At 57.8% G+C, this 25,877-nt stretch carries 25 protein-coding genes and 3 tRNA genes; 16 read left to right on the top strand and 12 right to left on the bottom strand.

What is annotated here, in order from left to right:
* The first annotated feature begins 143 nt into the window (after nucleotides 1–143).
* From rluD to clpB, 3 genes are all read left to right on the top strand, one after another.
* Entirely contained in the window at nucleotides 144–1,118 is a 975-nt protein-coding gene (rluD, locus tag HBN63_RS20035) for a 23S rRNA pseudouridine(1911/1915/1917) synthase RluD (RefSeq protein ID WP_160085539.1), read from the top strand.
* Between the two features lie 47 nt (nucleotides 1,119–1,165).
* Complete coding sequence (gene pgeF, locus HBN63_RS20030; RefSeq protein ID WP_160085538.1) at nucleotides 1,166–1,891, top strand: peptidoglycan editing factor PgeF; 726 nt, start codon at nucleotides 1,166–1,168, stop codon at nucleotides 1,889–1,891.
* A gap of 165 nt (nucleotides 1,892–2,056) precedes the next feature.
* Complete coding sequence (clpB, locus tag HBN63_RS20025) at nucleotides 2,057–4,621, top strand: ATP-dependent chaperone ClpB (RefSeq protein ID WP_170050629.1); 2,565 nt, start codon at nucleotides 2,057–2,059, stop codon at nucleotides 4,619–4,621.
* Between the two features lie 84 nt (nucleotides 4,622–4,705).
* On the opposite strand, the gene HBN63_RS20020 is transcribed toward clpB, so the two are convergent.
* On the bottom strand, nucleotides 4,706–5,041 hold the full coding sequence (locus HBN63_RS20020) for a PilZ domain-containing protein (protein WP_170050628.1): 336 nt from the start codon (nucleotides 5,039–5,041) through the stop codon (nucleotides 4,706–4,708).
* 9 nt (nucleotides 5,042–5,050) lie between these two features.
* Nucleotides 5,051–7,408: a DUF1631 domain-containing protein gene (locus HBN63_RS20015; RefSeq protein ID WP_170050627.1), complete on the bottom strand. Its 2,358-nt coding sequence runs from the start codon at nucleotides 7,406–7,408 to the stop codon at nucleotides 5,051–5,053.
* A 212-nt stretch (nucleotides 7,409–7,620) separates the two neighbouring features.
* Between HBN63_RS20015 and HBN63_RS20010 the strand changes: the two genes are divergently transcribed.
* The 3 genes from HBN63_RS20010 (at nucleotide 7,621) to HBN63_RS20000 (ending at nucleotide 7,863) form a co-directional block, all read left to right on the top strand.
* Nucleotides 7,621–7,696 (top strand) — tRNA-Asn (locus tag HBN63_RS20010).
* A 9-nt stretch (nucleotides 7,697–7,705) separates the two neighbouring features.
* Nucleotides 7,706–7,782 (top strand) — tRNA-Pro (locus HBN63_RS20005).
* A gap of 5 nt (nucleotides 7,783–7,787) precedes the next feature.
* Nucleotides 7,788–7,863: transfer RNA gene (locus HBN63_RS20000), tRNA-Lys, on the top strand.
* A gap of 164 nt (nucleotides 7,864–8,027) precedes the next feature.
* Here HBN63_RS20000 and HBN63_RS19995 read toward each other — a convergent pair.
* From HBN63_RS19995 to HBN63_RS19980, 4 genes are all read right to left on the bottom strand, one after another.
* A complete protein-coding gene (locus HBN63_RS19995) occupies nucleotides 8,028–9,329 on the bottom strand; it encodes an NAD(P)/FAD-dependent oxidoreductase (RefSeq protein WP_170050626.1) in 1,302 nt (433 codons plus the stop codon).
* A 63-nt stretch (nucleotides 9,330–9,392) separates the two neighbouring features.
* Nucleotides 9,393–9,566 carry a DUF3094 family protein gene (locus HBN63_RS19990; protein WP_170050625.1) on the bottom strand — a complete coding sequence of 58 codons (174 nt, stop codon included), beginning with the start codon at nucleotides 9,564–9,566 and terminating at the stop codon, nucleotides 9,393–9,395.
* An 81-nt stretch (nucleotides 9,567–9,647) separates the two neighbouring features.
* Entirely contained in the window at nucleotides 9,648–10,142 is a 495-nt protein-coding gene (locus HBN63_RS19985; protein ID WP_090249328.1) for an MOSC domain-containing protein, read from the bottom strand.
* Entirely contained in the window at nucleotides 10,139–10,768 is a 630-nt protein-coding gene (locus HBN63_RS19980) for a DUF1780 domain-containing protein (protein WP_160013159.1), read from the bottom strand. The genes HBN63_RS19985 and HBN63_RS19980 overlap by 4 nt, the downstream gene beginning before the upstream one ends.
* Nucleotides 10,769–10,901: 133 nt before the next feature.
* On the opposite strand from HBN63_RS19980, the gene HBN63_RS19975 reads away from it, so the two are divergent.
* Both HBN63_RS19975 and HBN63_RS22035 read left to right on the top strand, forming a co-directional pair.
* Nucleotides 10,902–11,591 carry an energy-coupling factor ABC transporter permease gene (locus HBN63_RS19975; RefSeq protein ID WP_170050624.1) on the top strand — a complete coding sequence of 230 codons (690 nt, stop codon included), beginning with the start codon at nucleotides 10,902–10,904 and terminating at the stop codon, nucleotides 11,589–11,591.
* Nucleotides 11,592–11,695: 104 nt separating this feature from the next.
* Nucleotides 11,696–11,911, top strand: coding sequence for a hypothetical protein (locus HBN63_RS22035; RefSeq protein WP_262499063.1), 216 nt, complete (start codon nucleotides 11,696–11,698; stop codon nucleotides 11,909–11,911).
* A gap of 260 nt (nucleotides 11,912–12,171) precedes the next feature.
* Here the strand turns inward: HBN63_RS22035 and yacG are convergent, their stop codons facing one another.
* The 5 genes from yacG to pilB all read right to left on the bottom strand — a co-directional run bounded on the left by yacG (nucleotide 12,172) and on the right by pilB (nucleotide 17,005).
* Nucleotides 12,172–12,372, bottom strand: a complete 201-nt coding sequence (yacG, locus tag HBN63_RS19970; RefSeq protein ID WP_170050623.1) for a DNA gyrase inhibitor YacG — start codon at nucleotides 12,370–12,372, stop codon at nucleotides 12,172–12,174.
* Nucleotides 12,369–12,983 (bottom strand): dephospho-CoA kinase, encoded by a 615-nt coding sequence (gene coaE / locus HBN63_RS19965; protein WP_170050622.1) that lies wholly within the window; start codon nucleotides 12,981–12,983, stop codon nucleotides 12,369–12,371. Before coaE ends, yacG begins: the two co-directional genes overlap by 4 nt.
* 224 nt (nucleotides 12,984–13,207) lie before the next feature.
* Nucleotides 13,208–14,074, bottom strand: a complete 867-nt coding sequence (locus HBN63_RS19960) for an A24 family peptidase (RefSeq protein ID WP_170050621.1) — start codon at nucleotides 14,072–14,074, stop codon at nucleotides 13,208–13,210.
* Between the two features lie 3 nt (nucleotides 14,075–14,077).
* Nucleotides 14,078–15,298, bottom strand: coding sequence for a type II secretion system F family protein (locus HBN63_RS19955; protein ID WP_170050620.1), 1,221 nt, complete (start codon nucleotides 15,296–15,298; stop codon nucleotides 14,078–14,080).
* A gap of 3 nt (nucleotides 15,299–15,301) precedes the next feature.
* The gene (gene pilB, locus HBN63_RS19950; RefSeq protein WP_170050619.1) at nucleotides 15,302–17,005 is read right to left on the bottom strand and encodes a type IV-A pilus assembly ATPase PilB; all 1,704 of its coding nucleotides are present in this window, start codon (nucleotides 17,003–17,005) and stop codon (nucleotides 15,302–15,304) included.
* Between the two features lie 233 nt (nucleotides 17,006–17,238).
* On the opposite strand from pilB, the gene HBN63_RS22110 reads away from it, so the two are divergent.
* The 5 genes from HBN63_RS22110 to HBN63_RS19925 all read left to right on the top strand — a co-directional run bounded on the left by HBN63_RS22110 (nucleotide 17,239) and on the right by HBN63_RS19925 (nucleotide 20,551).
* Entirely contained in the window at nucleotides 17,239–17,424 is a 186-nt protein-coding gene (locus HBN63_RS22110) for a prepilin-type N-terminal cleavage/methylation domain-containing protein (RefSeq protein WP_170050618.1), read from the top strand.
* 20 nt (nucleotides 17,425–17,444) lie between these two features.
* On the top strand, nucleotides 17,445–17,888 hold the full coding sequence (locus HBN63_RS19940; protein ID WP_170050617.1) for a hypothetical protein: 444 nt from the start codon (nucleotides 17,445–17,447) through the stop codon (nucleotides 17,886–17,888).
* 106 nt (nucleotides 17,889–17,994) lie between these two features.
* Nucleotides 17,995–18,810, top strand: a complete 816-nt coding sequence (locus HBN63_RS19935) for a hypothetical protein (RefSeq protein ID WP_262499062.1) — start codon at nucleotides 17,995–17,997, stop codon at nucleotides 18,808–18,810.
* A 2-nt stretch (nucleotides 18,811–18,812) separates the two neighbouring features.
* A complete protein-coding gene (locus HBN63_RS19930; RefSeq protein WP_170050616.1) occupies nucleotides 18,813–19,652 on the top strand; it encodes a hypothetical protein in 840 nt (279 codons plus the stop codon).
* Nucleotides 19,652–20,551, top strand: a complete 900-nt coding sequence (locus tag HBN63_RS19925) for an ABC transporter ATP-binding protein (RefSeq protein ID WP_170050615.1) — start codon at nucleotides 19,652–19,654, stop codon at nucleotides 20,549–20,551. The genes HBN63_RS19930 and HBN63_RS19925 overlap by 1 nt, the downstream gene beginning before the upstream one ends.
* Nucleotides 20,552–20,575: 24 nt before the next feature.
* Here HBN63_RS19925 and nadC read toward each other — a convergent pair whose 3' ends face one another.
* A complete protein-coding gene (gene nadC / locus HBN63_RS19920) occupies nucleotides 20,576–21,424 on the bottom strand; it encodes a carboxylating nicotinate-nucleotide diphosphorylase (protein ID WP_170050614.1) in 849 nt (282 codons plus the stop codon).
* A gap of 365 nt (nucleotides 21,425–21,789) precedes the next feature.
* Between nadC and HBN63_RS19915 the strand changes: the two genes are divergently transcribed.
* The 3 genes from HBN63_RS19915 to ampE all read left to right on the top strand — a co-directional run bounded on the left by HBN63_RS19915 (nucleotide 21,790) and on the right by ampE (nucleotide 25,626).
* Complete coding sequence (locus HBN63_RS19915; RefSeq protein WP_170050613.1) at nucleotides 21,790–24,105, top strand: DUF1631 domain-containing protein; 2,316 nt, start codon at nucleotides 21,790–21,792, stop codon at nucleotides 24,103–24,105.
* Between the two features lie 124 nt (nucleotides 24,106–24,229).
* Nucleotides 24,230–24,793: a 1,6-anhydro-N-acetylmuramyl-L-alanine amidase AmpD gene (ampD, locus tag HBN63_RS19910; protein WP_170050612.1), complete on the top strand. Its 564-nt coding sequence runs from the start codon at nucleotides 24,230–24,232 to the stop codon at nucleotides 24,791–24,793.
* Nucleotides 24,790–25,626: a regulatory signaling modulator protein AmpE gene (ampE, locus tag HBN63_RS19905; RefSeq protein ID WP_170050611.1), complete on the top strand. Its 837-nt coding sequence runs from the start codon at nucleotides 24,790–24,792 to the stop codon at nucleotides 25,624–25,626. The genes ampD and ampE overlap by 4 nt, the downstream gene beginning before the upstream one ends.
* Nucleotides 25,627–25,877: the final 251 nt, after the last annotated feature.

Raw genomic sequence — 25,877 nt, 5'->3', positions numbered from 1 at the left:
GCTTGCGTCCCTGTGACGGCGGCTGTCTTGAGCAAAGCCGTCCTGTTATGATGAGCGCCCCCGGTACCCCTGGGGCAAAGACGCCGTATTTAACCACAAGCGTGTAGCCGAAACCAAAAGCTATGCCCCCTCTGTTGCCGAGCATGTCCTCTATTAATAAGCAGATCATTGAACTGAACGCCGAGGTGCCCTATGAAATGGGCGGTCAACGCCTCGATCAAGTCGCCGCACTCCTGTTCGCCGAGCACTCGCGTTCGCGTCTGTCTGCCTGGATCAAAGAGGGTCTGTTGACCGTCGATGGTGAGGTGTTGCGCCCGCGCGACATCGTCCATGGCGGTGCACTGCTGGCGTTGAACGCCGAGCAGGAAGCGCAGGGCGAATGGATCGCCCAGGACATCGCGCTAAACATCGTCTACGAAGACGAACAGATTCTGGTGATCGACAAACCGGCCGGTCTGGTTGTACACCCTGCTGCTGGGCATGCCGATGGCACTTTGCTAAACGCCTTACTGCACCATGTGCCGGATATTATCAACGTGCCGCGTGCCGGCATCGTGCACCGTCTGGATAAAGACACCACTGGCCTGATGGTGGTGGCCAAAACCATCGAGGCGCAGACCCGTTTGGTCGACCAGTTGCAGAAGCGCTCGGTCAGCCGTATCTATGAATGCATCGTGATTGGTGTGATCACCTCCGGCGGCAAGATCAACGCGCCGATTGGCCGCAGCTCCTCGCAGCGCCAGCGCATGGCGGTGAGTGATGGCGGCAAACCGGCGGTCAGCCATTATCGGGTGCTGGAGCGTTATCGGTCGCACACCCATGCGCGAGTCAAGCTGGAAACTGGCCGTACTCACCAGATTCGCGTGCACATGAGTCATATCGGTTATCCGTTGGTGGGCGATCCGGTCTACGGTGGGCGCTTCCGCATCCCTCCGGCCGCCAATCCAAGCATGGTGCAAACCCTCAAGGAGTTCCCGCGTCAGGCGTTGCATGCGCGTTTCCTGGAGTTGGATCATCCGATCACCGGTGAACGTATGAAGTGGCAGTCGCCATTGCCGGATGACTTTGTCTGGTTGCTGACGCTGCTGCGTCAGGACCGTGAAGCGTTTATCGGCTGAGCACGGCCTGACTAACGCGAGTGGCGAATAGGGAGCAGGGTGACAGGATGCACGATTGGCTAACACCACAATGGCCCGCGCCAGCAAGAGTCAAAACCAGCGTCACGACCCGCAGTGGTGGTGTCAGTGTTGCGCCGTTCGATAGCTGCAACCTGGGCGAGCATGTTGGCGACGAACCAAAGGCCGTGCTGAAAAACCGTCAGCGATTGGTCAGCCTGCTCGGCTGCAAGCCCGCCTGGTTGCAGCAGGTTCATGGTGTTGCGGTGGTTGAGGCCAACCCTGCTCTGGTACTTGAAGCCGACGCCAGTTGGACGAAAAAGCCAGGTATCGCCTGCACAGTAATGACCGCCGATTGCCTGCCCGTGCTGTTCTGTGACCGGGCCGGCACCCGTGTTGCGGCAGCTCATGCTGGCTGGCGCGGCCTGGCTGCCGGGGTGCTTGAAGCCACTCTGGATCAATTGGCAGTGCCGGCAGATCAGGTGCTGGTCTGGTTGGGGCCAGCGATTGGTCCGCAGGCCTTCGAAGTAGGCGGTGAGGTGCGTGAGGCGTTTGTTGCTCAGCATGCGCAAGCCGCGTCAGCATTCCAGCCCAGCGTCAATGTGGGCAAATTTATGGCTGATATCTACCAGCTGGCGCGTATTCGTCTGGCCGCCTGTGGCGTTGACGCGGTGTACGGCGGTGATTTCTGCACCTTCAACGATCCACGTTTCTTCTCCTATCGCCGTTCTGCGCAAACCGGGCGCTTTGCCAGCCTAATCTGGTTGGTTAACTGATCCTCGCGTGCCGCAGCTGCGGCACTGTTGCGGCAAATGATCCAGGTCAACGCCGCTCGGCTTGAAACCTGCACAATCGTCCTCATCTACTCTTCATCTCGCAGGCTTTCTGTTTGGGTGCGATTCAGTGCGCCGGCCTGCCATCACCACGAGGGTTGATTGTTTATGCGTATTGATCGTTTAACCAGCAAGTTGCAACTCGCGCTCTCCGATGCGCAGTCCCTGGCCGTTGGTCTGGACCATGCGGCCATTGAGCCGCTGCACCTGATGCAGGCATTGCTCGAACAGCAGGGCGGCTCGATCAAACCGCTGTTGATGCAGGTCGGTTTTGATGTCAACAGCCTGCGCCTGGCTTTGGGCAAGGAGCTGGATCAGCTGGGCAAAATCCAGAATCCATCCGGCGACGTCAATCTGTCGCAGGACCTGGCGCGTCTGCTCAATCAGGCTGATCGCTTGTCGCAGCAGAAGGGCGACCAATTTATCTCCAGCGAGCTGGTGCTGCTGGCTGCGATGGATGAGAACACCAAGCTGGGCAAGCTGTTGTTGGGTCAGGGCGTTAGCCGCAAGGCGCTGGAAAATGCCGTGACCAACCTGCGCGGCGGCGATGCGGTCAATGACCCGAACGTCGAGGAAAATCGCCAGGCTCTGGATAAATACACCGTCGACCTGACCAAGCGTGCCGAAGAAGGCAAGCTCGACCCGGTAATCGGTCGTGACGACGAGATTCGCCGCACCATTCAGGTCTTGCAGCGTCGCACCAAGAACAACCCGGTGCTGATCGGCGAGCCGGGCGTCGGTAAAACTGCGATTGCCGAAGGCCTGGCCCAGCGCATCGTCAATGGCGAGGTACCGGATGGCCTGAAGGATAAGCGCCTGCTGTCACTGGATATGGGCGCGCTGATCGCGGGTGCCAAGTTTCGCGGCGAGTTCGAGGAGCGCCTGAAGGCAGTGCTCAATGAGCTGAGCAAGCAGGAAGGGCGGATCATCCTGTTTATCGATGAGCTGCACACCATGGTTGGCGCCGGCAAGGGCGAAGGCTCGATGGATGCTGGCAATATGCTCAAGCCATCGCTGGCGCGCGGTGAGCTGCACTGCGTCGGCGCGACCACGCTCAACGAGTACCGCCAGTACATCGAGAAAGACGCAGCGCTGGAGCGGCGCTTTCAGAAAGTGCTGGTGGATGAACCGAGCGAAGAAGACACCATCGCCATCCTGCGTGGGCTGAAAGAACGCTACGAGGTGCACCACAAGGTGGCCATCACTGACGGCGCGATCATCGCCGCGGCCAAGTTGTCGCACCGCTATATCACCGATCGTCAGTTGCCGGATAAGGCCATCGACCTGATCGACGAAGCGGCCAGCCGCATTCGTATGGAGATCGATTCCAAGCCCGAGGTGCTCGACCGCCTTGAGCGCCGCCTGATTCAGCTCAAGGTTGAAGCCCAGGCGTTGAAGAAAGAAGACGACGAAGCGGCGATCAAGCGCCTGGCCAAGCTTAACGAAGACATTGCGCGCCTGGAGCGCGAATACGCCGACCTGGAGGAAATCTGGAAGTCTGAGAAGGCTGAGGTGCAAGGCTCCGCGCAAATCCAGCAGAAGATCGAGCAGGCCCGTCAGGAGCTTGAGGCGGCGCGGCGCAAGGGTGATCTCAACCGCATGGCCGAGCTGCAGTACGGGATTATTCCCGATCTGGAGCGCAGCCTGCAGATGGTCGATCAGCACGGTAAAAGCGAGAACCAGTTGCTGCGTAGCAAGGTCACCGAGGAAGAAATCGCCGAAGTGGTGTCGAAATGGACCGGTATTCCGGTAAGCAAGATGCTCGAAGGCGAGCGCGACAAACTGCTGAAAATGGAAGGCCTGCTGCATCAGCGGGTGATCGGTCAGGACGAAGCCGTGGTTGCTGTGGCTAACGCGGTTCGGCGCTCTCGTGCCGGGCTGTCCGACCCGAATCGGCCGAGCGGTTCGTTCCTCTTTCTTGGTCCTACCGGGGTCGGTAAAACCGAACTGTGCAAGGCGTTGGCTGAGTTTCTGTTCGATACCGAAGAGGCGTTGGTGCGTATCGACATGTCCGAGTTTATGGAGAAGCACTCCGTGGCGCGGCTGATCGGGGCGCCACCGGGTTATGTCGGTTACGAAGAGGGCGGTTACTTAACCGAGGCGGTACGCCGTAAGCCCTATTCGGTGATCCTGCTGGATGAAGTGGAAAAGGCGCATCCGGACGTGTTCAACGTGTTGTTGCAGGTGCTGGAAGATGGTCGTCTGACTGACAGCCATGGCCGCACAGTGGACTTCAAGAACACCGTGATCGTGATGACATCCAACCTCGGCTCCTCGCAGATTCAGGAGCTGGTCGGTGATCGTGAGGCACAGCGCGCAGCTGTGATGGATGCGGTGGGCACACACTTCCGTCCGGAATTTATCAACCGGATTGATGAAGTGGTGATCTTCGAGCCGCTGGCCCGCGACCAGATTGCTGGTATCGCACAAATCCAGCTGAGCCGTTTGCGTCAGCGTCTGGCTGAGCGTGAGCTGAGCCTGGAGTTGTCCGATGAGGCCTTGGATAAGCTGATCGCCGTTGGTTACGACCCGGTCTATGGTGCTCGCCCGCTCAAGCGTGCTGTGCAGCGCTGGATCGAAAACCCCTTGGCCCAGCTGATTCTGGCCGGCAAGTTCGCCCCAGGCAGCAGTGTGACAGGTAAGGTTGAGGGCGATGAAATCGTCTTTGGTTAAACGCTGTCGGCCACAATAGGGCGGCAAAATAAAAATACACCCCGGTTCAGTTGGCGCTGACCGGGGTGTTTTTATTGGGGCGGATTACAGGTGCTTGAGTAGGACTTCCAGTGCGGCAGCCTGGTCTTCTGCCAGGTCAATGATGTGAAAGCCGGCCCAACAGTGCTGGCCGTCGGCGCCAGGACGACTCCACAGGCAATCAGCGCCGAGGGTGATTTCACAGACGCCCTCTACCGGTTGCTCACTCACTATGCGGCACTCCACCAACTCGTCGGCAGCTAGCGGCGTATCGCTAAACAACATAAAGCCGTCGGCGGACAAGTCGACTACGCGGCCCAGGCGCTGTCCCGTGTGTAGGTCGAAGACTTCCAGCTGCACGTCGGCGTTATGCCGGCTGTGCAGGCGACGTTCGTCATCCATAGGAGTTCCTTATTCTTGAGGCTCAGCCGTGCGCCCGGTAAAACGTTGGAGCACGCGGTAAATGGCGGTAAGGGCACGGTCCACCAGTGGTGCACCTCGTTCGGGGGTGACGATGCGCGCCAGCCCTTGTTCCATTTCAGTGGCCAGCTGGGTGAGTGGCTTGATTGCTACGCGCTGGCCGCTCTGGTCGACAAACATGTAGTTGCGAGTTGTTGGGCTGAACCAGGACAACTTGAGTGTGCGCACCTGCTCGCCATTGACGAACTCGAACCAGGTGCCGAACTCGATATGTCCCAGCTCTTTAGCCAGCGCCAGCGCGCGCGTCGAGAGTGTTGATTCGCGTGGTGCCAGAGTGGCCAGCGCGGCGTCTTCACCGAGCATGGCGCCGAGTGGGCTCTCGGGCAGGATGGGTTTGAGCTGGGCGGCCACTTGTGGCTGTTTAGCCTGTACGGCATGTTGGCAGGCCACGAGGTCCTGCAGCAGCCGGCGGATGCCGTCTTCGTGGTAGCCGCCCAGCAGCTCCAGGCCTTTGCGCAGGTCTTCGAGCAGCGGTACGCGTAATTTCTGCAGGCGCTCACGGCCGGCGTCGTCAAGCAGGGTGCCACTCCAGGCCAGTTGCTCGGCCGCTTCGCAGGCGCGCTGCCATTCCGGGCTCTGCTCACCATTGCGCAGCAGTACAAAGACCAGTACGTCCGCCCAGGTTAGTTCGAGGAAGTTGCGGATGATGGTCGGCGGTTGACGATTATTCAGGCTGTTGCCGATCACTTCGACTGCATGCTGACGAGCGCCAAGCAGTTTGTCGCGGCCTTTTGCCGCTTCTACTGCACGGCGCTCGCGCAGCTCGACCTTATGGCGGAGTGTCGCAACGAATTCGTTGAACTCCTCCAGTAGGTTGTTAAACAGTTGCAGGTCGCCGAAAAAATCGTGGATAACCCGCTCAACCACCCACTGCATTTTGGCCAGCAGGCCGCGTTCGTCGCCTTCCCCGCCATACAAAACACCTGCTTGGGCCATGGCATTTAGCAGGCGCCGGGCCGGGTGGTGGTGCTGGGTGAACAGCGCTTTGTCCTGCAGTGCCACTTTCAGGTAGGGCGTATGCAGGTGGGACAGGGTGGTCTTGCAGGTGTCCGGCAGGTTGTCGTCGTCGAGGATAAAGTCGAACAGCATGCCGACCAGGTCGATCACGTCGGCTTCCTGGTCAGAAACCTTCTGCTGGCCCGGTAGCTCGCTGTGCGCTTCCAGCTGCTGTTGCAAATCTGCCTTGAGGCCCTCGACCTGCTGTGGGCGACTCAGCCGCTGCGACAGGTCGTTGGCCGATTGTTGCTGCATGCGGTTGAGTGCATCCAGCAGGGCTGAGGCGCTGTAGGTGCTGGTCGCCTCGCGCGGTGTGAAGCTGGCAATGCTGCGCGTGCCGCCAAGGAGTGGCGCGTCAATATCGCGCTGGCGGTGTTCACCCAGTAGTGTCGCCAGGCTGCCGAGCAATTCCAGGGGGTCACTCGGTGGTGGGCCGCTGAGGTCTGTAGTGACAGGCTTGTAGGATTGCCCTGGCGCTGGTGCCGAAGGCGTACCGGTCTGGCTGTTGCTGGCGGAGCTGCTGCCTTCAGGTGCTTGCTTGGTCGGAGCGGCAGTCGAGGTTTTAGGCCGCAGCAGTGGGTTGTTGCGCTGCGCGGTGTACTTCAAATTTGGCAGCACGCCTGCATCGATCAGGCGTTGATTCAATGCGGTATAGATGCTGTCCAGGCTCTGCATAACATGTGTATCAAACAACGTATAAAGGATGACCTTTATACGCAGTGGAAATGGGCAGGGTGTCAGGGCATCGCGAAACGCCTGGGCAATCATCTGCGGGCCAAAGGGATTGATGTCCTCACCGAGCTTCTGGCCGTTATTAAGGAGTGCCAGGCGTTGTTCCAGTGCAAACAGTGATTGCGCGCAGCGCGCCTTGACCCGGCTGACCATATTGGTGACTTGCAGGCTTTCTTCATAATCCTCGTTTTGCACCAGCGCCATGTGCTCAGCGTCCAGCTTGCTGGTGCTGGGTGGTGGCTTGAGTTTGCCTTCGAGGAAATCAGAGAAATTCTGTGCAATTTGCTGATGATAGCTGCGTTCAATCTGCGGGCGCTGCCGGCGGATCTCGCGCATGTTGTCGAAGAACAGGGTTTGCACCTGATTGTTCTCGGCTTTTTCGGCGCATTCGAACAGCGTGTCGTCGACCTGGGCAAAGACCCCCGTCAGGTGTTCAGCCAGGCGGTTCATCACTAGTTTTCGACAGCTTTGCACCAAGTCGCCGAAGCGTGGCTGGATGCCACGGCTGGCAAGGGTGTGCGTTGAGCCGGGTGGATTTGGCGGTGTGCCCTGGTTACTCATGGACTTTCCTGGCTGGAGCCTTACGGCTTGTGCGTCCTGCAATGAATACAGACCTAGTGAAGATATAGCAGCCGCTCACGCAGCTGCAAATCATTGTACTAAAAGCAATTTAAGGGGTTGACAGGCGCGCGCGGAAACGTAAAATGGCGCGCCTCAGACACGGGAAACGATTTAATAACCGGCTCCAGTTTCTGAGAACGGAAGCAAGTAGTTCCGCGATAGCTCAGTCGGTAGAGCAAATGACTGTTAATCATTGGGTCCCAGGTTCGAGTCCTGGTCGCGGAGCCAATCTTTCATCGGGGTATAGCGCAGTCCGGTAGCGCGCCTGCTTTGGGAGCAGGATGTCGGGAGTTCGAATCCCCCTACCCCGACCATTTTTGGGTCGTTAGCTCAGTTGGTAGAGCAGTTGGCTTTTAACCAATTGGTCGTAGGTTCGAATCCCACACGACCCACCATTTCAAGCATGCTTGAATGATAAAAAACCCGCCTAGTGCGGGTTTTTTATTGCCTGCGATTTATGTCGACCTCCATTCTTTGGCGGATTTAAACGCAAGAACTGGCCATGCCGCACATGGTGCTGGGCGGCCATGGCGAGTTCCTGCGGATAGGGTTGAGCCAATCAATGCAGCTTTAGACGCGGCTCGGTGCTGCGGCCGATGCGGTCGCCAAGCATCATCAGCAGTGTGCGGGTGACGCCGTATAGAGCGATCTGGTGCATGCGGTAGAGCGAGATGTAGAACATCCTGGCCAGCCAGCCTTCGAGCATGACGCTGCCGGTCAGGTTGCCCATCAGGTTGCCGACCGCAGAGAAGGTCGACAGCGAGATCAGTGAGCCGTAATCGCGGTAGCGGTATTCAGGCAGAGCTTTGCCCTCGATGCGCAGCTTCAGTGATTTGCCCAGTAGCGATGCTTGCTGGTGCGCTGCTTGCGCGCGCGGCGGCACGTTGCGTCCTCCGCTGCCAGGCTGCGGACAGGCTGCGCAGTCGCCGAAGGCAAAAATGTCGTCGTCCAGGGTGGTCTGCAGCGTCAGGCGCACCTGCAATTGGTTGATGCGATTATTTTCCAGGCCATCCAGCTCTTTAAGGAAATCAGGTGCTCGAATCCCTGCCGCCCAGACTTTCAAGGTGGCCGGAATAACCTGACCTTGCGCGGTATGCAGCGCCTCGCGAGTGACCTGGCTGACGGCGGCGCCGGTGAGGACGGTTACGCCGAGTTTCTCCAAGGTCTTATGCACGGGCTGGCTGATCCGCTCCGGCAGGGCAGGCAAGACCCTGGGGCCGGCTTCGATCAGGGTGATGCGCATGTTTTCCGGGCTGATCCGATCCAATCCGTAGGCAGCCAATTCGCGTGCGGCATGGTGCAGTTCGGCGGCCAGTTCAACACCTGTTGCGCCGGCGCCGACGATGGCAATGTTGATTAGCTCGGTAGCTGCGCTTTGGCTAGCATGGGCGCGCAGGTAGTGGCTGAGCAGCTGGTGGTGGAAGCGCTCTGCCTGCTCGCGGGTGTCGAGAAACAGGCAGTGCTCGGCGGCGCCCGACGTGCCGAAGTCATTGGTGGTACTTCCCACAGCAATAACCAGGCTGTCATAGCTGAGCTCGCGCGCAGGCATGAGCACCTGCCCCTGATCATCCAGGGTGGCAGCAAGGCTGATACGTTTTTCTGCGCGATTGAGGTCGCACATCCGCCCCAGTTGGAATTCGAAGTGATTCCATTTGGCTTGCGCCACGTAGTTGAGTTCGTCACCTGAGGAGTTCAGCGAGCCCGCGGCCACTTCGTGCAGCAGCGGTTTCCAGATATGCGTCAGGTTTGCATCGACCAGGGTGATCTTGGCTTGGCCGCGTTTGCCCAGGGTTCTACCCAGGCGGGTGGCAAGCTCCAGTCCGCCGGCGCCGCCGCCGACAATTACGATTTGATGAGTCATCAGACACGCTCACAAGGCTTTTAAGAAAAAGTGGCGAGTCGCAGGGGGCGAGCGCTAAGCAGCTCATAGCACCAGTCGACTCAGAAGACGGCTCAGCACACCCAGACCAATCGTGACCATTACGATGATCAGCAGCAGTCGCCAGACCTTGAACGGCTGGCGCTCGACCTGATGTTGCGGAGCGCTAAGGTATTGCTCGACGCGTTTTTGATCATCAGGACTCAGGCGACTGGACATGCGTGCCTCGAATTAAGGGGGCGGTTGGCAATTGATGGGATCGATTGCAGGCTGAAGTGCTGGGCATTCTAGCCGCGCGACTTATAAAGGCTCAACGCGCAGGGCGTCATTCAAGCGAATAATGCCCCCTTGTAGCACGCGCGCGGTAATACCGCCGTGGCCGCGCATGGCCTGAAAGGTGCCAAGCCCTAGGCGTTCTTCCAGCTTGGCGCAGGGTTGGCACCAGCCGGTGGTTTCCAGTATCGCCTGGCCGAGGCGGAAGCGTCGGCCCTTGAGGCTGAACAGGTTGATGCCGCTTATGGCGATATTGCGCCGCAGTTCAATCGGGTTGATCGGCTGTTCGGTAGGACGACCCATTAATGCGCTTATCACCGCGAGGTGTTCCCATTGAATTAGGGTGACCTGCCTGGCATTGCGCGGCCCCGGCCGGCTGTGGTCGCCGGTGAGGCCTGCTTCACGGCGCGCTTCCACGGCGTCCAATTCAATCATCGTTGCTCGCGATGCGGGGCGCACGCCTATCCAGCGTACACAGCCTTGTTGCGGCACGGCTGCGAGCAGTTCGTGCAAAGGGCTCACAGGCTGATGCCCACATCGAAGAGTACGGAGCGGCCAAGGTTGTTGCGCAGAAAATCTGGAGCGTCCGGATGGGCGAACAGCACGCGCGCAAAGGTTGGCCCCACCAGTGATAGCGAGCGCCAACCCTGGCGGAGAAACTCGGTCGGCGGCGGGAAGTGGCTATTGAAATCCGGCACGGCGCGTTTCAGATTGACGTAAGCAAGCAGGTCCAGTTCGCCCAGATCGAGGCCGCGCTCTTTATAGTTGTGGGCTTTCTTGCGTAGGGTCGGCGTCAACCGTTGTTGCAACTCGGCGGCGGCGATGCGCCGTGGTTTGGCTTCGCGGCGCACCAGTTGGCTGAGGGAAAACGCACTGCGTCGCCGCTCCAGTTCGGCGCGCCATTCATCATTCAGGCGGCGACCCTCATCGAGGACGAAGAACACTTCAAAGCTCGCCTCGCGGAACAGCACGTCAGGCGGCTCATGGCCTGCGGCGCTGAATTCATCCAGGCGGTGGCTGACATTCAACGCCTGTAGCAGGCGCTGGCAGACCCAGCGCTCGCGTTCCCACTTGCGCGCGTTGGAGAGAAAGGCGTTGGCTTGTTCGGCCTGATGCGTCAGCAGGCGCAGGTAATCTGAGTCATCCATGGGCTCAGCTTAGCCTGCGCGGTTGGGTTGTTGGTACCCCTCTGCGACGGTTGTTGCGGGCTTTTCATTTGTTGCTGGAGGCCGCAGTTGTAGACTGCGCAAGTCGGTCACTATTGCTTGGGGGGTGTTCCGCATGATTGCCGCGCACGTATTGTCGTCTACCAGTCAGGTGTTAGGTTGGCTGATCTATCTGCCGCTGCTGTGCTGGGCGATCTGGCGTGCGCCCTGGGTCGAGCTGTGCAGTGATCTGCGCCGCCAGCATCTGTTCGCTGGCACGGCGCTGGCGCTGTTTATGCTGTGGCTTGTGCGGCGGGACTTCGACTCTGGGTTGTCCTATCACTTTATCGGCATGACGGCGGTCACCTTGCTGCTGGATTGGCCGCTGGCCATGCTGGTGGGGCTTATTGCGCAGCTGGGCTTGCTGGCGCTCGGCCGGCAGGACCTTGCTGCGCTGGGGGTTAACGGCGTGCTGCTGGTGGTGATTCCTGTGTGGGTGACCGAGGTCTGTGCGCTCTGGGTCGAGAAAAAACAGCCGCGTAATTTGTTCGTCTACATCTTCTGCAGTGGCTTTTTCGCGGCGGCGCTAGCGGCATTGCTGTGTATCGCCGCCGCCTTCACGGTGCTTTGGGTTGATGGGCTGTTCCCAATGCCGCCCTGGCTGGAGGATTTTATCGGCTATCTCTGGCTGGTGATTTTCCCCGAGGCTTTTATCAACGGCATGCTGGTAACTGCGTTGGTGGTGTTCTATCCAGACTGGCTGGAGACCTTCAACCGTACGCGTTATCTGGCTGCGCCTTGGAAGGATGATGATCTGCCGCGCTGATGGCGCGCCCTTCAGCGTTTCGATTGCGTTGCGCAGGTTGATTCAGATCAAGTTGCGCGAAGGACGATGCGCGATCTTTCATCTACCAACAGAGAGGGCGTGATATGGGCGTGCATCAATGGGCAAGGCAGGCAATCGAGCAGAGCTTGCAGGGAGTCGAGGCGCAGGGTTTTGATCAGGCTATGGCGCTGCGAGCGTTGCTCAGTGCCGTGATAGAGCGTAGTCGGTGCGGGCGAAGTGCGGCGGATCTAGCCGCAGAACTGCAGTTTCTCGCGGAAAACTTGGATGACGAGCGCGACTACAGTTTTATGCGGCCATGATGACCTGGTGCCGCGCCACAGAATGATCTGCCGCTTTTCGTGGGAGGGGGCTTTGGCCGCGATTGGGGCGCAGCTTCTAGGCAATCGCGGCTAAAGTCCCTCCCACAGAGCCTGTATGGGATTGTCAGCAATGCGGGCGAGTTCTGCGATCTCTGTAGGAGCGGGCCATGCCCGAGATGCTTTTGCTTAATCTCGATGTGTGGGCAAGCCCGCTTCCACAGTCACAACAGCCAACTCAGCGTGACCGTCTCAACAGTCTGTTAGTGCCCACGCGGCGGCAGTTCGCCAGAGAACACATCATCCTCCAATGGGTTGCCGGCAATCGCGTGTTCTTCCGAGGCCCAGGCGCCGAGATCGATCAGCTTGCAGCGTTCGGAGCAGAAAGGCCGGTTCGGGCTTTGCGGGCCCCACTCGACGGGTGCGCTGCAGGTGGGGCAGGCGACTAGGGTTGGCGTACTCATGCTTGGCCTCCGCGTAGGCTCAGGTAAAAGGTGTGGAGTCGCTCCACTTCGGCTTGCAACCAATGCAGATCTTGATCATTGAGCAGCACGTCATGGGCGTGGCGCAGGCGTTCCTCACGGCTGGCCTGGGCCTTGAGAATGGCCTGTACTTGCTCGCTGGAGCTCTGGTCACGGGCCATGGTGCGCTGCATTTGCAGCTGCTCGGGGGCGTCCACCACCAGTATGCGCTGGGTCAACTTGTGTTGGCCTGACTCAACCAGCAGCGGCGAAACCAGAATGGCGTAAGGTGATTCTGCCCGCGCCAGGTATTGGATAATTTCCTGGCCGATCAGCGGATGCAGCAGGGCTTCGAGCCAGCGCCGCTCATTGGCATCGGCAAAAATCCGGCTGCGCAATGCGGTGCGATCCAACTGGCCATCGGCCTGTAACACATCGCTGCCGAAGTGCTCGGTGATCTTGGCCAGCGCCGGCGTGCCTGGCTCAACTACCCAGCGCGCCGCATGGTCGGCATCGACCAGGTGCACGCCCAGGTCGATAAAGTGCTGGGCCACGGCGCTCTTGCCGCTGCCAATGCCGCCGGTAAGGCCGAGAATCCAGGGTTTTGTCGTCAAGGTGCGCGCTCGTGTCGGTCATCCAGGGGCGCGATTGTAGTGCAGCTGCTTGGCTGCTGGCGAACGCGGTCGTTTTGCGCGCATTGTCGGAGCCGTTGCGCCCTACAGTGCCGTAGCCCGGATGCAATCCGGGATGGATTGCGCGAATTGCATACGGGCTAAGTTGCTGGCGATAACTACATCGTCGGAGTGCCGAACCACAGCTAGCGGGCTCCTACAAAAGCTTAGAAACCGGCAATCTGCAGATAGTTGGCGGTGATTTGCTCACCCCAGAGCAAGGCAATCCAACCGGCAATCGCCAGATAAGGGCCGAAGGGGATCGGCGTGCTGGTTTCCGCATTACGCAAGCGCAGCATAATCAGGCCCAGTACCGCACCAACCAACGACGACAGCAATATCGTCAACGGCAATACCTGCCAACCACCCCAGGCGCCGAGCAGGGCCAGCAGCTTGAAGTCGCCATAGCCCATGCCTTCCTTGCCGGTTACCAGCTTGAACAGCCAGTACACCGACCACAGGCTCAAGTAGCCGGCAATCGCGCCCCACAGCGCATCTTCCAGGCTGGTAAACAGACCAAAGCTATTGGCAATCAAACCGAGCCACAGCAGCGGTAGCACCAGCGAGTCCGGCAGCAGCTGATGATCGACATCGATCAAGCTCATCGCCAGCAGCCCCCAGGTCAACAGCAGCATCGCGCCCGCCTGCCAGGTAAAACCGAAGTGCCAGGCTATAAAGGCTGACAACAAGCCGCAGCTCAGCTCAACCAGTGGGTAGCGCATGCTGATAGGCGCTTTGCAGCTAGAACACTTACCGCGCAGAAACAGAAAGCTGATAACCGGAATGTTTTCCCAAGGCTTTATTTCATGGGCGCAGTGCGGGCAGCTTGAGTTGGGCAATACCAAATTGAATGTTGCGGTCTGAGGCTCGGCAGGCAGCTCTAATATCTCACGGGCCTGCTCGCGCCAGCCCCGCTGCATCATGATGGGTAAGCGGTAAACCACCACGTTGAGAAAGCTGCCAATTAAAAGACCGAGCAGCAGGCCTACACAAACAAAGGCCGGCAAATTGCCGGCCAGAAAGTCGAGGATCATAAATTAGCCAACCACTGCGCCGAGTTGGAAGATCGGCAGGTACATGGCAATGATCAAACCACCGACCAGAACCCCGAGTACCGACATAATCAGCGGTTCCATCAGTGTCGTGAGGTTGTCTACAGCGTTATCCACTTCGGCCTCGTAATACTCGGCTGTCTTGTCCAGCATTTCATCCAGTGAGCCGGACTCTTCACCGATTGCTGTCATCTGTATGGCCATGCTGGGGAATACGCCGGTAGTGCGCATGGAGAAGTTGAGCTGGGTGCCAGACGATACATCGTTGCGGATTTTGGCCACTGCTTGCCGGAAAACGACGTTGCCGGCAGCCCCTTCAACTGATTGCAGGCCTTCCACTAGAGGAACACCCGCCGAAAACGTAGTAGACAGCGTACGAGCAAAGCGTGCCACTACGGATTTGTAGAGGATGTCGCCAATAATGGGGGCTTTGAGTAGGGTGCGATCTAAAAAATCACGGAATTTTTCAGAACGCTTGTGCGCCTCTTTAAACGTAAAGCCAATTACAAAGAAAGCAAGTATGAAGAGGTACCACCACTCCTGTAAGCCTCGCGACATATTCACCACGACCTGAGTAAATGCCGGGAGCTCTGCGCCAAAACCAGCAAACACACTTTCGAACTGCGGAACCACCTTGATCAAAAGGATTGCCGTGACGATGACTGCTACGACCAGTACCGAAATAGGGTAGGTCATGGCCTTTTTGATCTTGGCTTTCAGCGCTTCGGTCTTTTCCTTATAGGTGGCGATTCGGTCCAGCAGGGTTTCCAGGGCACCGGATTGCTCGCCGGAGTCCACGAGGTTGCAATACAGATCATCAAAATATTGCGGCCGGGTGCGCAGCGAGGCAGCAAAGCTATTGCCCGCTGCGACCTCCTGTTTAACGTCATTAATCAGTGTGCGCATTTTCGGATTATCGAAGCCCTCGCCGATAATATCGAAGGATTGCAACAGCGGAACACCGGCCTTCATCATGGTTGCCATCTGCCGAGTAAACAGGGCGATGTCCATGGGTTTGATCTTCTTGCCAGCACTGAAGAGCGGCTTGGGTTTCTTCTTGACCTTAAGCGGATTGATACCTTGTTTACGCAGCTGCGCTTTGACCAAGGCCGGGTTCTGGCCGTTGATTTCACCCTTGATCTTTGCACCTTTTTTATCGGTACCTTCCCACGCAAAGGTGCTGATGCTTGGAGCTTTGGCCGCCATGGCTTAATCCTTGGTCACACGGTTGACTTCTTCAAGGCTAGTGATGCCCTGCATTGCTTTCAGTAAAGCGGAGGTGCGCAGGTCATTGAAGCCGTCTTTACGCATTTGTACGGAAATATCGATGGAGTTACCTTCCTCCATGATAATCCGCTGCAGGGCCGGCGTGTTTTTAACCACTTCATATATTCCGACACGGCCTTTATAGCCACCGTTACAGTTTTCACAGCCTACAGGGCCATAAAGCTTGAGTGTGTCGACTTTGTCGGCCGGGAAGCCTTCTTCAAGCAGGGCTTCGCGAGGGATTTTCACTTCTTTTTTGCAGTGGCTGCACAGCTTGCGTGCCAGACGCTGGGCGATGATCAGGTTGACCGAGGTGGCGATGTTGAACGACGGCACGCCCATATTGCGCAAGCGAGTCAGGGTTTCCGCAGCGCTGTTGGTGTGCAGGGTTGACATCACCATATGCCCGGTTTGTGCTGCCTTTACCGCAATAGATGCGGTATCCAGGTCGCGGATCTCCCCCACCATGATGATGTCCGGATCCTGGCGCAGGAAGGCTTTCAGGGCTGCAGTAAAGTCCATGCCCTGCTTGGGGTTAACGTTGACCTGGTTGATCCCTTCCAGGTTGATTTCAACCGGGTCTTCAGCGGTAGAAATATTCACGTCAACGGTGTTGAGAATATTTAGGCCGGTGTAGAGCGAAACAGTTTTGCCGGAGCCAGTAGGCCCTGTTACCAAGATCATGCCCTGCGGTTGCTTGAGGGCGGTCATATACAGGTCTTTTTGCGACTCTTCATAGCCTAGAGCGTCGATACCCATCTGTGCGCTGGCCGAGTCAAGAATCCGCATTACGATCTTCTCGCCCCATAGGGTTGGGCAGGTGCTTACGCGAAAGTCGATGGATTTGTTTTTGGAGATACGCATTTTTATGCGCCCATCCTGCGGCTTGCGTCGCTCTGAAATATCCAGGCCGGCCATGACCTTGAGGCGGGCAGAAATGCGTGGTGCCAACTGGATGGGGGGGCGCGCAATTTCTTGAAGAATACCGTCGGTGCGGAAGCGTACGCGGTAGGTTTTCTCGTAGGGCTCAAAGTGCAGGTCGGATGAGCCCTTTTTGATCGCATCGAGCAGCATCTTGTGCACAAAACGTACTACGGGGGCGTCGTCTGATGAGTTGCCGTCGTTGTTGTCCTGATTGTCATCATTTACAGCTTCGACATCCACGCCGTCGAGGTCGACATCGCCCAGTTCTTCCATGCCGCTATTGGCGGTGTCGAAGAATTTTTCGATGGCATCGGTCAGCTTGTCGTCTTCAACCAGCAAGGGTTCGGTGGTTAAACCGGTGGAGAACTGTACATCGGTAACCGCTTGGTGATTGGTCGGGTCCGAGACACCAACAAATAGCTTATTGCCGCGACGAAATAGCGGAATAACCCGGTGCTGGCGAACCAGCTTTTCACTGATTAGATCGCGAGGTTGGCTGTCTTTCTCTATAGCGGTGAGGTCGCAGAACGGCACACCAAATTGTTCGGCGGCGACTTCAGCAACTGCCTTGCTGGTGGTCAGTTTGTTCTGCACCAGATAAGAAACGAGCGGGATTTTATTGCGTAGCGCTTGCGCTTGAGCTTGTGAGGCAGCGCTTTCGCTTAGTAGTTCAGCGTTGACCAGTTGTCGGGCCAGGCCGGTCAGGTTAGGGGCTTCGCTCATGATGTTTAGGGGGCTTCTTGCTAGGTTGAGTCGTTGTTTTATAGCTCAAATTAAGCAGTAGCCCAAGCTGGGTGTGGCGATGTGACAAAAAACGGCAGTTGCTGCCCTTTCGAGGCGCGTACCCGCTATGGTAGCGGGCTGCTTTACGGCTAAGGGGCTGGCTGTCAGTAATTGGCATGCGCTGTGCTATAGCTTCTGCAGGTCGCTGACCTTAACCCAATAGGAGCTTGTCCATGAAGTCTCTCAAGAAACAAAAAGGTTTTACCCTGATCGAGCTGATGATTGTTATCGCGATTATCGGTATTTTGGCTGCAATTGCTATTCCACAATTCAATGACTATCGCGCTAAGGCGAATGACGCGACTTCGTTGGCGGATGCAAAAAATGGTATAACAGCAGTCATTTCTTCTTTGCGCTAACTTGGTTATTGGAGATCATTATGAAAAAAATCACTTCCTTCGTTTTTGCAATGGCGGCAAGTATGTCCGCTTTCGCTGCTCCTGTAGTTATGGACGCTACTACAGGTCAGATGATTATTAAAACAACGGACACCACGCTGCTGACAGAGAATGTGCGTATCAACTTGAGTAATGGCGTTCAGGCTGGTGCGGCAGTTGATGCGGATGAAATTGGGCTGTCGACTTGCCACACGGCTGGTCGTAAAAGCTCGCGTCAAGTTGCTAAGGTTACTTGTGTAGCCGGTGCTACGGCGCAGGATCCTCAGATCTGTACTCAGGATGATCCTATCGTAATGGTTACAGCTTCTGGTGCAGTAATGAATACTGCAACTACTGGTGCTGGTACTGTATTGCCAGTGTATCCAAACACAGATTGTAATAGTGCGAATGCAGCTTCAGCTGCAGGTACCAAGCTTACTCAGTAATTGACTTTTAGGTGGGGAGGGATGCCTCTCCACCTGAAGTTAAGCTTGCTTAAGTGTGGTTGTTGATTGGGCGTGGTGAGTTGTTTTTAAGCGAAGGTGCTAATATTTGTTAACGTTACGCTTTTCTGGCTCTTTTGTTGGTGTTTTTCTTGCTTTTCGTATGCGTTATTTTTGGGTTGCTGGCTGCTCTTTGTTAATCCTTTCTTTGGCTGTCTTGCTTGCTGGCCAATTCAGTGGTCGCCAGTCTGCTACGGTGGCTCTGGACGTCGGTTTGTCGGTTATGCGGTTGGTGCTGCCCTTGGTGCTTGTACTGATGGCGCAGGAGTTGTTGTCGCATGAGTTTGAGCGGCGCTACTTTCTTAATACCCTAGCCTATCCGCGCTCACGGCATGTCTTTTTATTCGAGCGTTTCTTTTCCGTAGCTATTTTGACTATTGGTTTGCTGCTGGTAATGGCGCTGCTATTAGCTCTTTTGGTTTTGCTGGTTGAGAAAGGTTATGCGCAAGGCACGCCTGTTGCTCTAGGTGGGTACTATCTGCTTACTATTGCATTCCTTGGGGTGGATTTGCTGCTGCTTACAGCGTTAGCCTGTTTGCTTGCTGTGGTAGCGTCGACCTCTAGTTTTGTCCTGATCGGCACCTTTGGCTTTATGTTGGTTGCACGCTCATATGGTGCGATCATAGATTTGCTCAGTCGCGATGCTGGGGTGGTCGATAATGCTGAGGGGTATCGCGCCGGTCTTGGCGTTTTGGGGTACTTGCTGCCGGATTTGGGGGCGTTGGATGTGAGAATGTTGGCGCTCTACGATAGGGCGGAGTTTCTTCCCTCTGACTGGTTTTTGTTGTTGCTAGGCAGTGTTGGTTATGCTGTCGCCCTGCTGGCGCTGGCGCTCAGTGCGCTACAGCGCAAGCATTTCGCCTGATTATGTTTGTTCGCCGTTATTGGCCGTTATTGCTTTCTTTGTTGGGGCTTGCAATGTACTCCGCCGCTTTACAGTGGCGTGTCCGTACCCCTTCACCTGTGGTGGTGGTTGCTGAGGGGCGTGTGGTTGTAGCCGCACCAGTACTGCTGGGGTTATTCGGTGGCGATCGGTTTTTGGCTGCAAATCTAGAAGTCATGCGCCTTGCAGCCACCGGGGTGGGTTCGGGGGGGGCGGGCACCGATTATCTGATTCGGGCCCAGCAAGAGGTGGCCGAACTCAACCCCTGCCATGAAGATAATTATTATTTGGCCAATGGTTTACTTACCTGGGGTGGCGCGGAGCGTGAGGGTAGTGAGGTATTGCGCCGCGCCAGTGCGTGTCGCTTTTGGGATGAGTACCCGCCTTTCTTCTATGGCTTTAATAAGTTCTTTTTTGAGCGCGATGTTGAGGTTGCCGCTCTTTATCTTGAGGAGGCTGCTTCGCGTGCCACGGCGAATTCGGCAGGCTTTCGCAAGTTTGCCATTATGCTTAAAGCCGAGCAGGTTCAGGATGAGCGCCTCGCCCTTGAGTTCTTGCAAGGCGAGCATGATCAGGCGTCGGACCCCAAGTTAAAAGCGATGCTGGCTAAGCGTGTGCAGCGCCTGCAGGGGTTGGTGGCGTTGCGTGAGGCTCAGCGCCGTTTCGAGGAACAGGTTGGCCAGTCCCTCGCTGCTCCCGAGCAGTTAATTGAGCGGGGTTTGTTAGTCGCGTTTCCCGAGGACCCACTAAAGCTGGGTTATGAGTTTATCGACGGGCGCTTTGTGCTGAAGAAGCTGAAGGTCGCTGGTGTGGAGGAGCGGTAGTGTCAGCAGTTCTTGAGTTCACTGGCGTCAGTCATACTTTTCGCAGCAAAGGTAAAGAAGTTCAGGCATTGCGCGATGTCAGCTTTGACCTGGCCGAGGGTGAAGTATTTGGCTTTGTTGGCCCTAACGGTGCCGGCAAATCCACCACCATCAAGGTGATGCTCGACATTATCAATGACTATCAGGGCAAGGTGCGTATCTACGGTGTGAATGCGCGGCGCGCTGAGGCGCGGCAGCCGTTAGCCTTTGTGCCTGAATCCCCTGCGCTGTATGAGCAATTTACTCCGCTGGAAATCCTGCGTATGGGCCTGTCCATGTACGGCATCAAGCGCAAAGATGCAGATGCTTGGTGTATGCAGTGGTTGGAGCGTTTTTCTGTTGCGCAGAATGCCAAGCGACGTATCCGCGAACTCTCCAAGGGTAATGTGCAGCGTGTTGCACTGGCTCATGCGATGGTGGTGCAGCCTAAGTTGCTGGTTTTGGATGAGCCGTTGTCCGGCCTCGACCCTGTGGGGCGCAAGGATGTGGTGGATATCCTTACGGAGTACAAGCAGCAAGGCGGGGCGATCTTCTTTACTTCCCATGTTTTGCATGACGTTGAGCGTATTGCCGATCGCTTTGGCTTTATCAATAAAGGCGAGTTGCTGACAGTGCGTTCACCGCGCGAGCTTGCAGCTGAGCGCGTCGATCAGATGTTGGTGCGCTTCAATGCGCAACAGCCCCTGCTTGAGGGGTGCAAGCAGTTGCGTGAGATGGAGTTTGAGTGCGAGTTGTCGCAAGCAGATCTACCGGCCTTTATCGCTCAGCTCAATAGCGTGGGCGGTCATCTGGTGACGATCAAACCGGCCGTGTCGTTGGAGACTGTGTTCTTCAAAATTTTGGAACAAACCGCGCGCTAAGTGCGCTGTTGTCACTCTGATTGGTTACAGAGCCAGTCGCATCGAAAGATCCACTGCCCTCACATCCTTGGTCAGGGTACCAATCGATACATAGTCCACGCCCGTCTCGGCAATTGCACGCAAGGTGTTTTCGTTTACCCCGCCCGAGGCTTCCAGTTTGGCCTGGCCTTGGGTGAGGGCGACGGCTCGGCGCATTTCGTCCAGGCTTAGCTCGTCCAGCATGATGATGTCCGCCCCGGCGTCGAGTGCCTGGCGCAGTTCTTCCAGGCTTTCTACTTCAACTTCCACCGGCTTGCCTGGGGCAATCTTGTGAGCAGCAGTTACGGCTTGGGCGATGCCGCCGCATGCTGCGATGTGGTTTTCCTTAATAAGGAAGGCGTCATACAGGCCGATGCGGTGGTTGTGGCAGCTGCCCTGAGTCACGGCGTATTTCTGCGCCAGGCGTAGGCCAGGCAGGGTTTTGCGGGTGTCGAGCAGTTTTACGGCGGTGCCTTGCACCAGGTCGGCATAGTGCTGGCAGCGGGTGGCGACGGCGGAGAGGGTTTGCAGGAAGTTCAGGGCGCTGCGTTCGCCGCTGAGCAGGGCGCGGGCGGGGCCCTCCAGCTCAAACAGCACTTGGTTGGGCTCGGCGCGCTGGCCGTCCTGAACGTGCCAGTGCACGCTGACGCGGTCGTCGAGTTGGCGAAACACCGCATCCACCCAGGCGGTGCCACAGATGACCGCTGCTTCGCGGGTGATCACTTTGGCGTGGGCCAGGCGCTCGGCGGGGATCAGCTGGGCGGTGATATCGCCGCTACCAATATCCTCTGCCAGTGCGCGGCGCACGTTGGCCTCGATTTCGTGGGCGAGGTCGGCGAGGATAAGGTTAGGCATGATGAGCTCCAGTCAGCAGAATGCGCCGATTATAGGGATTGATGGCTATTTGCGCAGTCTTTGCCGCTGTTCACCAGGCGCTGTAGCGCTATGCTGATGAAGGTTCTTTGTGAGTTGTGTGCGGCCAGTGTTCGAGGAAGGGTTGCGTTGGTCGTGCGCAGATAACCGTTGGGAGGCTGTAGCGCTACATCTGTGACCTGGGTCATGTCTGGAAGAAAAGTCAGCTTGGTATGTGTGCGTGCATCCCTATAATGGCTTTACTTTTTAAAATTGTTGACGCCAGGCCTTTGACGTTACGGATGACGCTCAGTTGATCGCTGTGCAGATCGGTTCGCCCAAGAGGGGCAGTCTGCAGGAGACTCGCAATGAAGACTGATGCGAATGTGGTTCACCTGAGCAAGGTGGTCCCTGAGCAATCGCCCACTTCGCCGGTAGGAAGACTGCCTGTGGCGCTGACAAATGTGCGGGATAAAGCGGCGCAACAGCTGAAAACAGCGTTGCAGGCGCTGTTCGACAATGCCGACGATACGCTGTTCGAGATGGCGGATCGGGCCACCAGCAATGCTGAGCAGAATGCTTTTTTCGAGGCCATGCGCGACCTGCGCCTGAAGCGCAAGAACATCGAGCGCGGCTTCCTGCAGAAGGTGTTTGAAGCCTTCGCCACCCTTAATCAATACGAAATTGGTAAACCTGCACCCTTGGATGCGGTGTCGTTCGACAGCCTGTCGCTGGTGCAGAACGATGCGCTGGAAGAGTCGGTGGCGCTGGATTCGATGGTCGCCAAGGTGATGAGCCGCGACGGTGCAGCGCTCAGCCACCTGACCACGCGCTTCAACGCCATGGTCAGCAAGAAGCTGGACGACAAGAGCAACCCGGTCGGCCCGACCTGCCTGTGTGAGTTCTTCCTGGATGCCTGCAGCAGCCTGGGCGTGGAAATCAGGGTCAAGCTGATCATCCTCAAGCTTTTCGAGAAATACGTTCTCAGCGACCTTGATCAATTGTATGGCGAGGCCAACCAAGCCTTGATTGCGGCAGGTGTTCTGCCTGAGCTGAAATCTGCGCCCGTGCGGCGTAACCCGTCGCGGGCTAGTACGCCTGCGGGCGGTTCTCGTGCGGATGCTGCGCCAGAGCTGAGTGGCGAATTTGCTGATGAAAGCGTGCAGGAGGTCTTCGGCGCGTTGCAGGAGCTGCTGTCACAGGCACGCGGTACGCTGATACCTCGGCGTAACCGGCCGGCTGACGCCATGCCAATCTCGACCAATGATTTGATGCGCCTGCTCTCGCACATGCAGCAGAAGGCGCCGGCGCAGGTCAGTGATGATTTTGATCTGCGCGAGCAGCTGGAAGGTCTGCTGACCCGCGCCAGTGCCAAGGCGGGTAAAGCCCGCGTGGTGGGCGAGGTTGACGAAGACGTCATCAATCTGGTGTCGATGCTTTTCGAGTTTATTCTCGATGACCGCACTCTGCCGGATTCGCTCAAGGCACTGATTGGTCGTTTGCAGATCCCGATGCTGAAAGTCGCGGTCATCGACAAGACCTTCTTCAGCCGTGGCAGTCATCCGGCACGCCGGCTGCTCAATGAAATCGCTTCTGCTGCATTGGGCTGGGGCGAGCAGGATGATGCACAACGCGATAGCCTGTATCAGAAGATCGAGCAGGTGGTGCAACGCTTGCTCAATGATTTCGTTGACGATCCGCTGATCTTCTCCGAGTTACTCGCGGACTTCCTGGCCTTTACCGGGGATGAGCGTCGGCGCAGCGAGTTGCTTGAACAACGTACCCGCGATGCCGAGGAGGGTAGCGCCAAGGCTGCGCTGGCGCGCCGCGAAGTCGAACAGGCATTGAACGAGCGGCTGCTCGGCAAGACCCTGCCGGAAGTAGTAGTGCGTTTGTTGCAGGAAGCCTGGAGCAAGGTGCTGATGCTGACCTGTCTGAAGCATGGCGTTGAGTCGGCCGAATGGCAGGCTGCGCTGGCGACCATGGATGATCTGGTCTGGAGTGTGGAGCTGCACGAAGAGCCGGAAGCGCGCATGCGTTTGCTGGAAATGGTGCCGGGGCTGCTCAAGGCGCTGCGTGAAGGGATGGCCAGTGCGGCGTTTGATCCGTTCTCTACCGGTGAGTTCTTCAGTCAGCTGGAAGCGTTGCACGTGCAAGCCTTCCAGCGCTTCAAGCGCAGCCTGCCGGAGGAAGCCCCGGAAGCGGATGCCGAGCCACTGGTCGAGATCGATGAGCAGCAGCGCGCGGCACTGGCGGAGGCCGGCATCGAGCTGCCGCTGCTGGAGCTGCCTGCTGCCGAGGCTGTGGAAGAACCGGCCATGGTTGAGGTGGTCGAGGAAATCATTTTGCTGGCGCCAGGCGAGCTGCGTTCGCTGGAGCCGGAGGCCAGCCTGCCGGACGATGACGAGTCTCTGCAGCAAGTCGACAACCTGCGTGTTGGCAGCTGGGTCGAGTTTCAGGAAGATGAAGAGCACAAGCTGCGTTGCAAGCTGGCCGCGATCATCAAACCGACCGGCAAGTACATCTTCGTCAACCGCACCGGCATGAAGGTGCTGGAGAAAACCCGCATGGGGTTGGCTGTGGAGTTCCGCCGCAGCGCCATTCGCCTGCTTGATGATGCGCTGCTGTTTGACCGCGCGCTGGAGTCGGTAATCGGCAACCTGCGCAAACTCAAGGGGGCCTGATTCCTCCCTGCCTGAGCTGTACGAATCACGCCGCCGGGCTCTGTCTGGCGGCGTTTTCATTTGTGCGGCAGTTGGCCTTGGCTCGTCGCTGCACTAGAGTGGGGGCTCGTTCAAGGAGCTTTGTATGCAGCTGGACTCTTCCAGTGGATGGTGTGATGGCATTGCGCACTGTCCGTCCCCCAACTTCAGCCCGCGCCCGCAGGGTGAAGTGTCGTTACTGGTGATTCACAATATCAGCTTGCCGCCTGGGCAATTTGGCACAGGCAAGGTGCAGGCATTTTTTCAGAACCGCCTGGATGCGGCTGAGCATCCCTATTTTGCCGGCATTGCCAGCATGCAGGTCTCGGCGCATTTTCTGATCGAGCGCGATGGTGTTGTTACCCAGTTCGTTTCCTGTAACGAGCGCGCCTGGCATGCCGGGCAGTCGCTATTTGCCGGGCGGGAGAACTGCAATGACTTTTCCCTGGGCATTGAGCTTGAGGGCACCGACGATATTCCGTTTACGGCACAACAATATGCGGCGCTGATTGCCTTGACCCGACAGTTGCAGGCGGCTTATCCGGCTATCACCCTAGAGCGGATCTGTGGTCATAGCGATATTGCGCCAGGGCGCAAGACCGATCCGGGCCCGGCATTCGATTGGGCTGCGCTGCGCCTTGGGCTGCAGCAAGACAAGGAGCTGACATGAATTTTCTGGTGCTACTGCTGGTGTTATGGGTTGAAAAGTTTTCGGCCTGGCGCGCCCGTATCCAACAGGATGGCCCCTGGCTGCACTTGCTGGCAGCCACTGAACGTAACGCGCTGACTGCTTCGCAGCCCTGGCTGGCGCTGGCGGCTTTGGTGCTGTTACCGGTTGCGGTGCTGGGTGTGGTTTTACTGGTGCTGGAGCCGGTGGCTTATGGCTGGCTGGCCTTGCCGGTGCACCTGCTGGTAGTGATCTACAGCCTGGGACGGGGCGATCTATTGGCGGCATTGGGGCCGTTCCGTGATAGCTGGCGACGGGGTGATGCCGAAGCCGCCTACCTGGTGGCGCGGCGTGACCTGGCGCTGGAAGCCGATGAAGAGGGTGAGTTGCTGCAGCGCGTACAGGGGCATCTGGTGTGGCAGGCCTACCAGAGTTTCTTTGCGGTGATCTTCTGGTACGCGCTGCTCGGCCCGTTGGCGGCGCTGGCTTACCGCCTGGTGGCCCTGAGCAGTGAGCAGGCGACTCAGCCGGCCCTGCGTGAGGCTGCGGTACAGATCCGTCATGGCTTCGACTGGTTGCCGGTACGGGTGCTGGCGGCCAGCTTTGCTCTGGTGGGCAACTTTGCCGGCGTCAGTCGGGCCTTGCTGCATGAGTTGCTCAGTTGGGATATCAGCGCCGCCCAATTGGCGATCATCACCGCACGGGCGGCGGGCGAGACTCCGGAGCCGGTGATTGGCGAAGCCGGCGTCAGCAGTCTGGATGGCCTATGGCAGCTGTTGGTGCGGGCGGCGGTGTTCTGGTACGCGGTGTTTGCCGTATGGACGCTGCTTATCTGAGGTCGTCATTCCACAGCCAGGCGGCTCCGCGCACTCCGCTGGAGTCGCCGTGCTTGGCCGGCAGCAGACGCGTATTAACCTGGTCGGAAAACACGTAACGCGGCAGCAGCGGCAGTACCTGCTGGGTAAGCGTCCGGCCAACTCACCTTCCGAACTCCAGCATTAAGGGCGATGGTGTCCGCGTATTTTTAAGCGGACGCGATAGCCCTTATCGCCGGGATTTCCATGCGCCAACGAAGCTCTTACCCCAA

The organism is Pseudomonas sp. WS 5011, assembly GCF_012985775.1.
Lineage (GTDB): Bacteria > Pseudomonadota > Gammaproteobacteria > Pseudomonadales > Pseudomonadaceae > Aquipseudomonas > Aquipseudomonas peli.
The sequence above is the reverse complement of the archived record's forward strand: the minus strand, read 5'-3'. Positions and strand labels throughout refer to the sequence as shown.

Excerpts from the sequence above, each read along its gene's own strand:
- rluD (WP_160085539.1), top strand. The coding sequence starts at position 144 with ATGTCCTCTATTAATAAGCAGATCATTGAACTGAACGCCGAGGTGCCC.
- pgeF (WP_160085538.1), top strand. The coding sequence starts at position 1,166 with ATGCACGATTGGCTAACACCACAATGGCCCGCGCCAGCAAGAGTCAAA.
- clpB (WP_170050629.1), top strand. The coding sequence starts at position 2,057 with ATGCGTATTGATCGTTTAACCAGCAAGTTGCAACTCGCGCTCTCCGAT.
- HBN63_RS20020 (WP_170050628.1), bottom strand. The coding sequence starts at position 5,041 with ATGGATGACGAACGTCGCCTGCACAGCCGGCATAACGCCGACGTGCAG.
- HBN63_RS20015 (WP_170050627.1), bottom strand. The coding sequence starts at position 7,408 with ATGAGTAACCAGGGCACACCGCCAAATCCACCCGGCTCAACGCACACC.
- HBN63_RS19995 (WP_170050626.1), bottom strand. The coding sequence starts at position 9,329 with ATGACTCATCAAATCGTAATTGTCGGCGGCGGCGCCGGCGGACTGGAG.
- HBN63_RS19990 (WP_170050625.1), bottom strand. The coding sequence starts at position 9,566 with ATGTCCAGTCGCCTGAGTCCTGATGATCAAAAACGCGTCGAGCAATAC.
- HBN63_RS19980 (WP_160013159.1), bottom strand. The coding sequence starts at position 10,768 with ATGGATGACTCAGATTACCTGCGCCTGCTGACGCATCAGGCCGAACAA.
- HBN63_RS19975 (WP_170050624.1), top strand. The coding sequence starts at position 10,902 with ATGATTGCCGCGCACGTATTGTCGTCTACCAGTCAGGTGTTAGGTTGG.
- HBN63_RS22035 (WP_262499063.1), top strand. The coding sequence starts at position 11,696 with ATGGGCGTGCATCAATGGGCAAGGCAGGCAATCGAGCAGAGCTTGCAG.
- yacG (WP_170050623.1), bottom strand. The coding sequence starts at position 12,372 with ATGAGTACGCCAACCCTAGTCGCCTGCCCCACCTGCAGCGCACCCGTC.
- HBN63_RS19960 (WP_170050621.1), bottom strand. The coding sequence starts at position 14,074 with ATGATCCTCGACTTTCTGGCCGGCAATTTGCCGGCCTTTGTTTGTGTA.
- HBN63_RS19955 (WP_170050620.1), bottom strand. The coding sequence starts at position 15,298 with ATGGCGGCCAAAGCTCCAAGCATCAGCACCTTTGCGTGGGAAGGTACC.
- pilB (WP_170050619.1), bottom strand. The coding sequence starts at position 17,005 with ATGAGCGAAGCCCCTAACCTGACCGGCCTGGCCCGACAACTGGTCAAC.
- HBN63_RS22110 (WP_170050618.1), top strand. The coding sequence starts at position 17,239 with ATGAAGTCTCTCAAGAAACAAAAAGGTTTTACCCTGATCGAGCTGATG.
- HBN63_RS19940 (WP_170050617.1), top strand. The coding sequence starts at position 17,445 with ATGAAAAAAATCACTTCCTTCGTTTTTGCAATGGCGGCAAGTATGTCC.
- HBN63_RS19930 (WP_170050616.1), top strand. The coding sequence starts at position 18,813 with ATGTTTGTTCGCCGTTATTGGCCGTTATTGCTTTCTTTGTTGGGGCTT.
- nadC (WP_170050614.1), bottom strand. The coding sequence starts at position 21,424 with ATGCCTAACCTTATCCTCGCCGACCTCGCCCACGAAATCGAGGCCAAC.
- HBN63_RS19915 (WP_170050613.1), top strand. The coding sequence starts at position 21,790 with ATGAAGACTGATGCGAATGTGGTTCACCTGAGCAAGGTGGTCCCTGAG.
- ampD (WP_170050612.1), top strand. The coding sequence starts at position 24,230 with ATGCAGCTGGACTCTTCCAGTGGATGGTGTGATGGCATTGCGCACTGT.
- ampE (WP_170050611.1), top strand. The coding sequence starts at position 24,790 with ATGAATTTTCTGGTGCTACTGCTGGTGTTATGGGTTGAAAAGTTTTCG.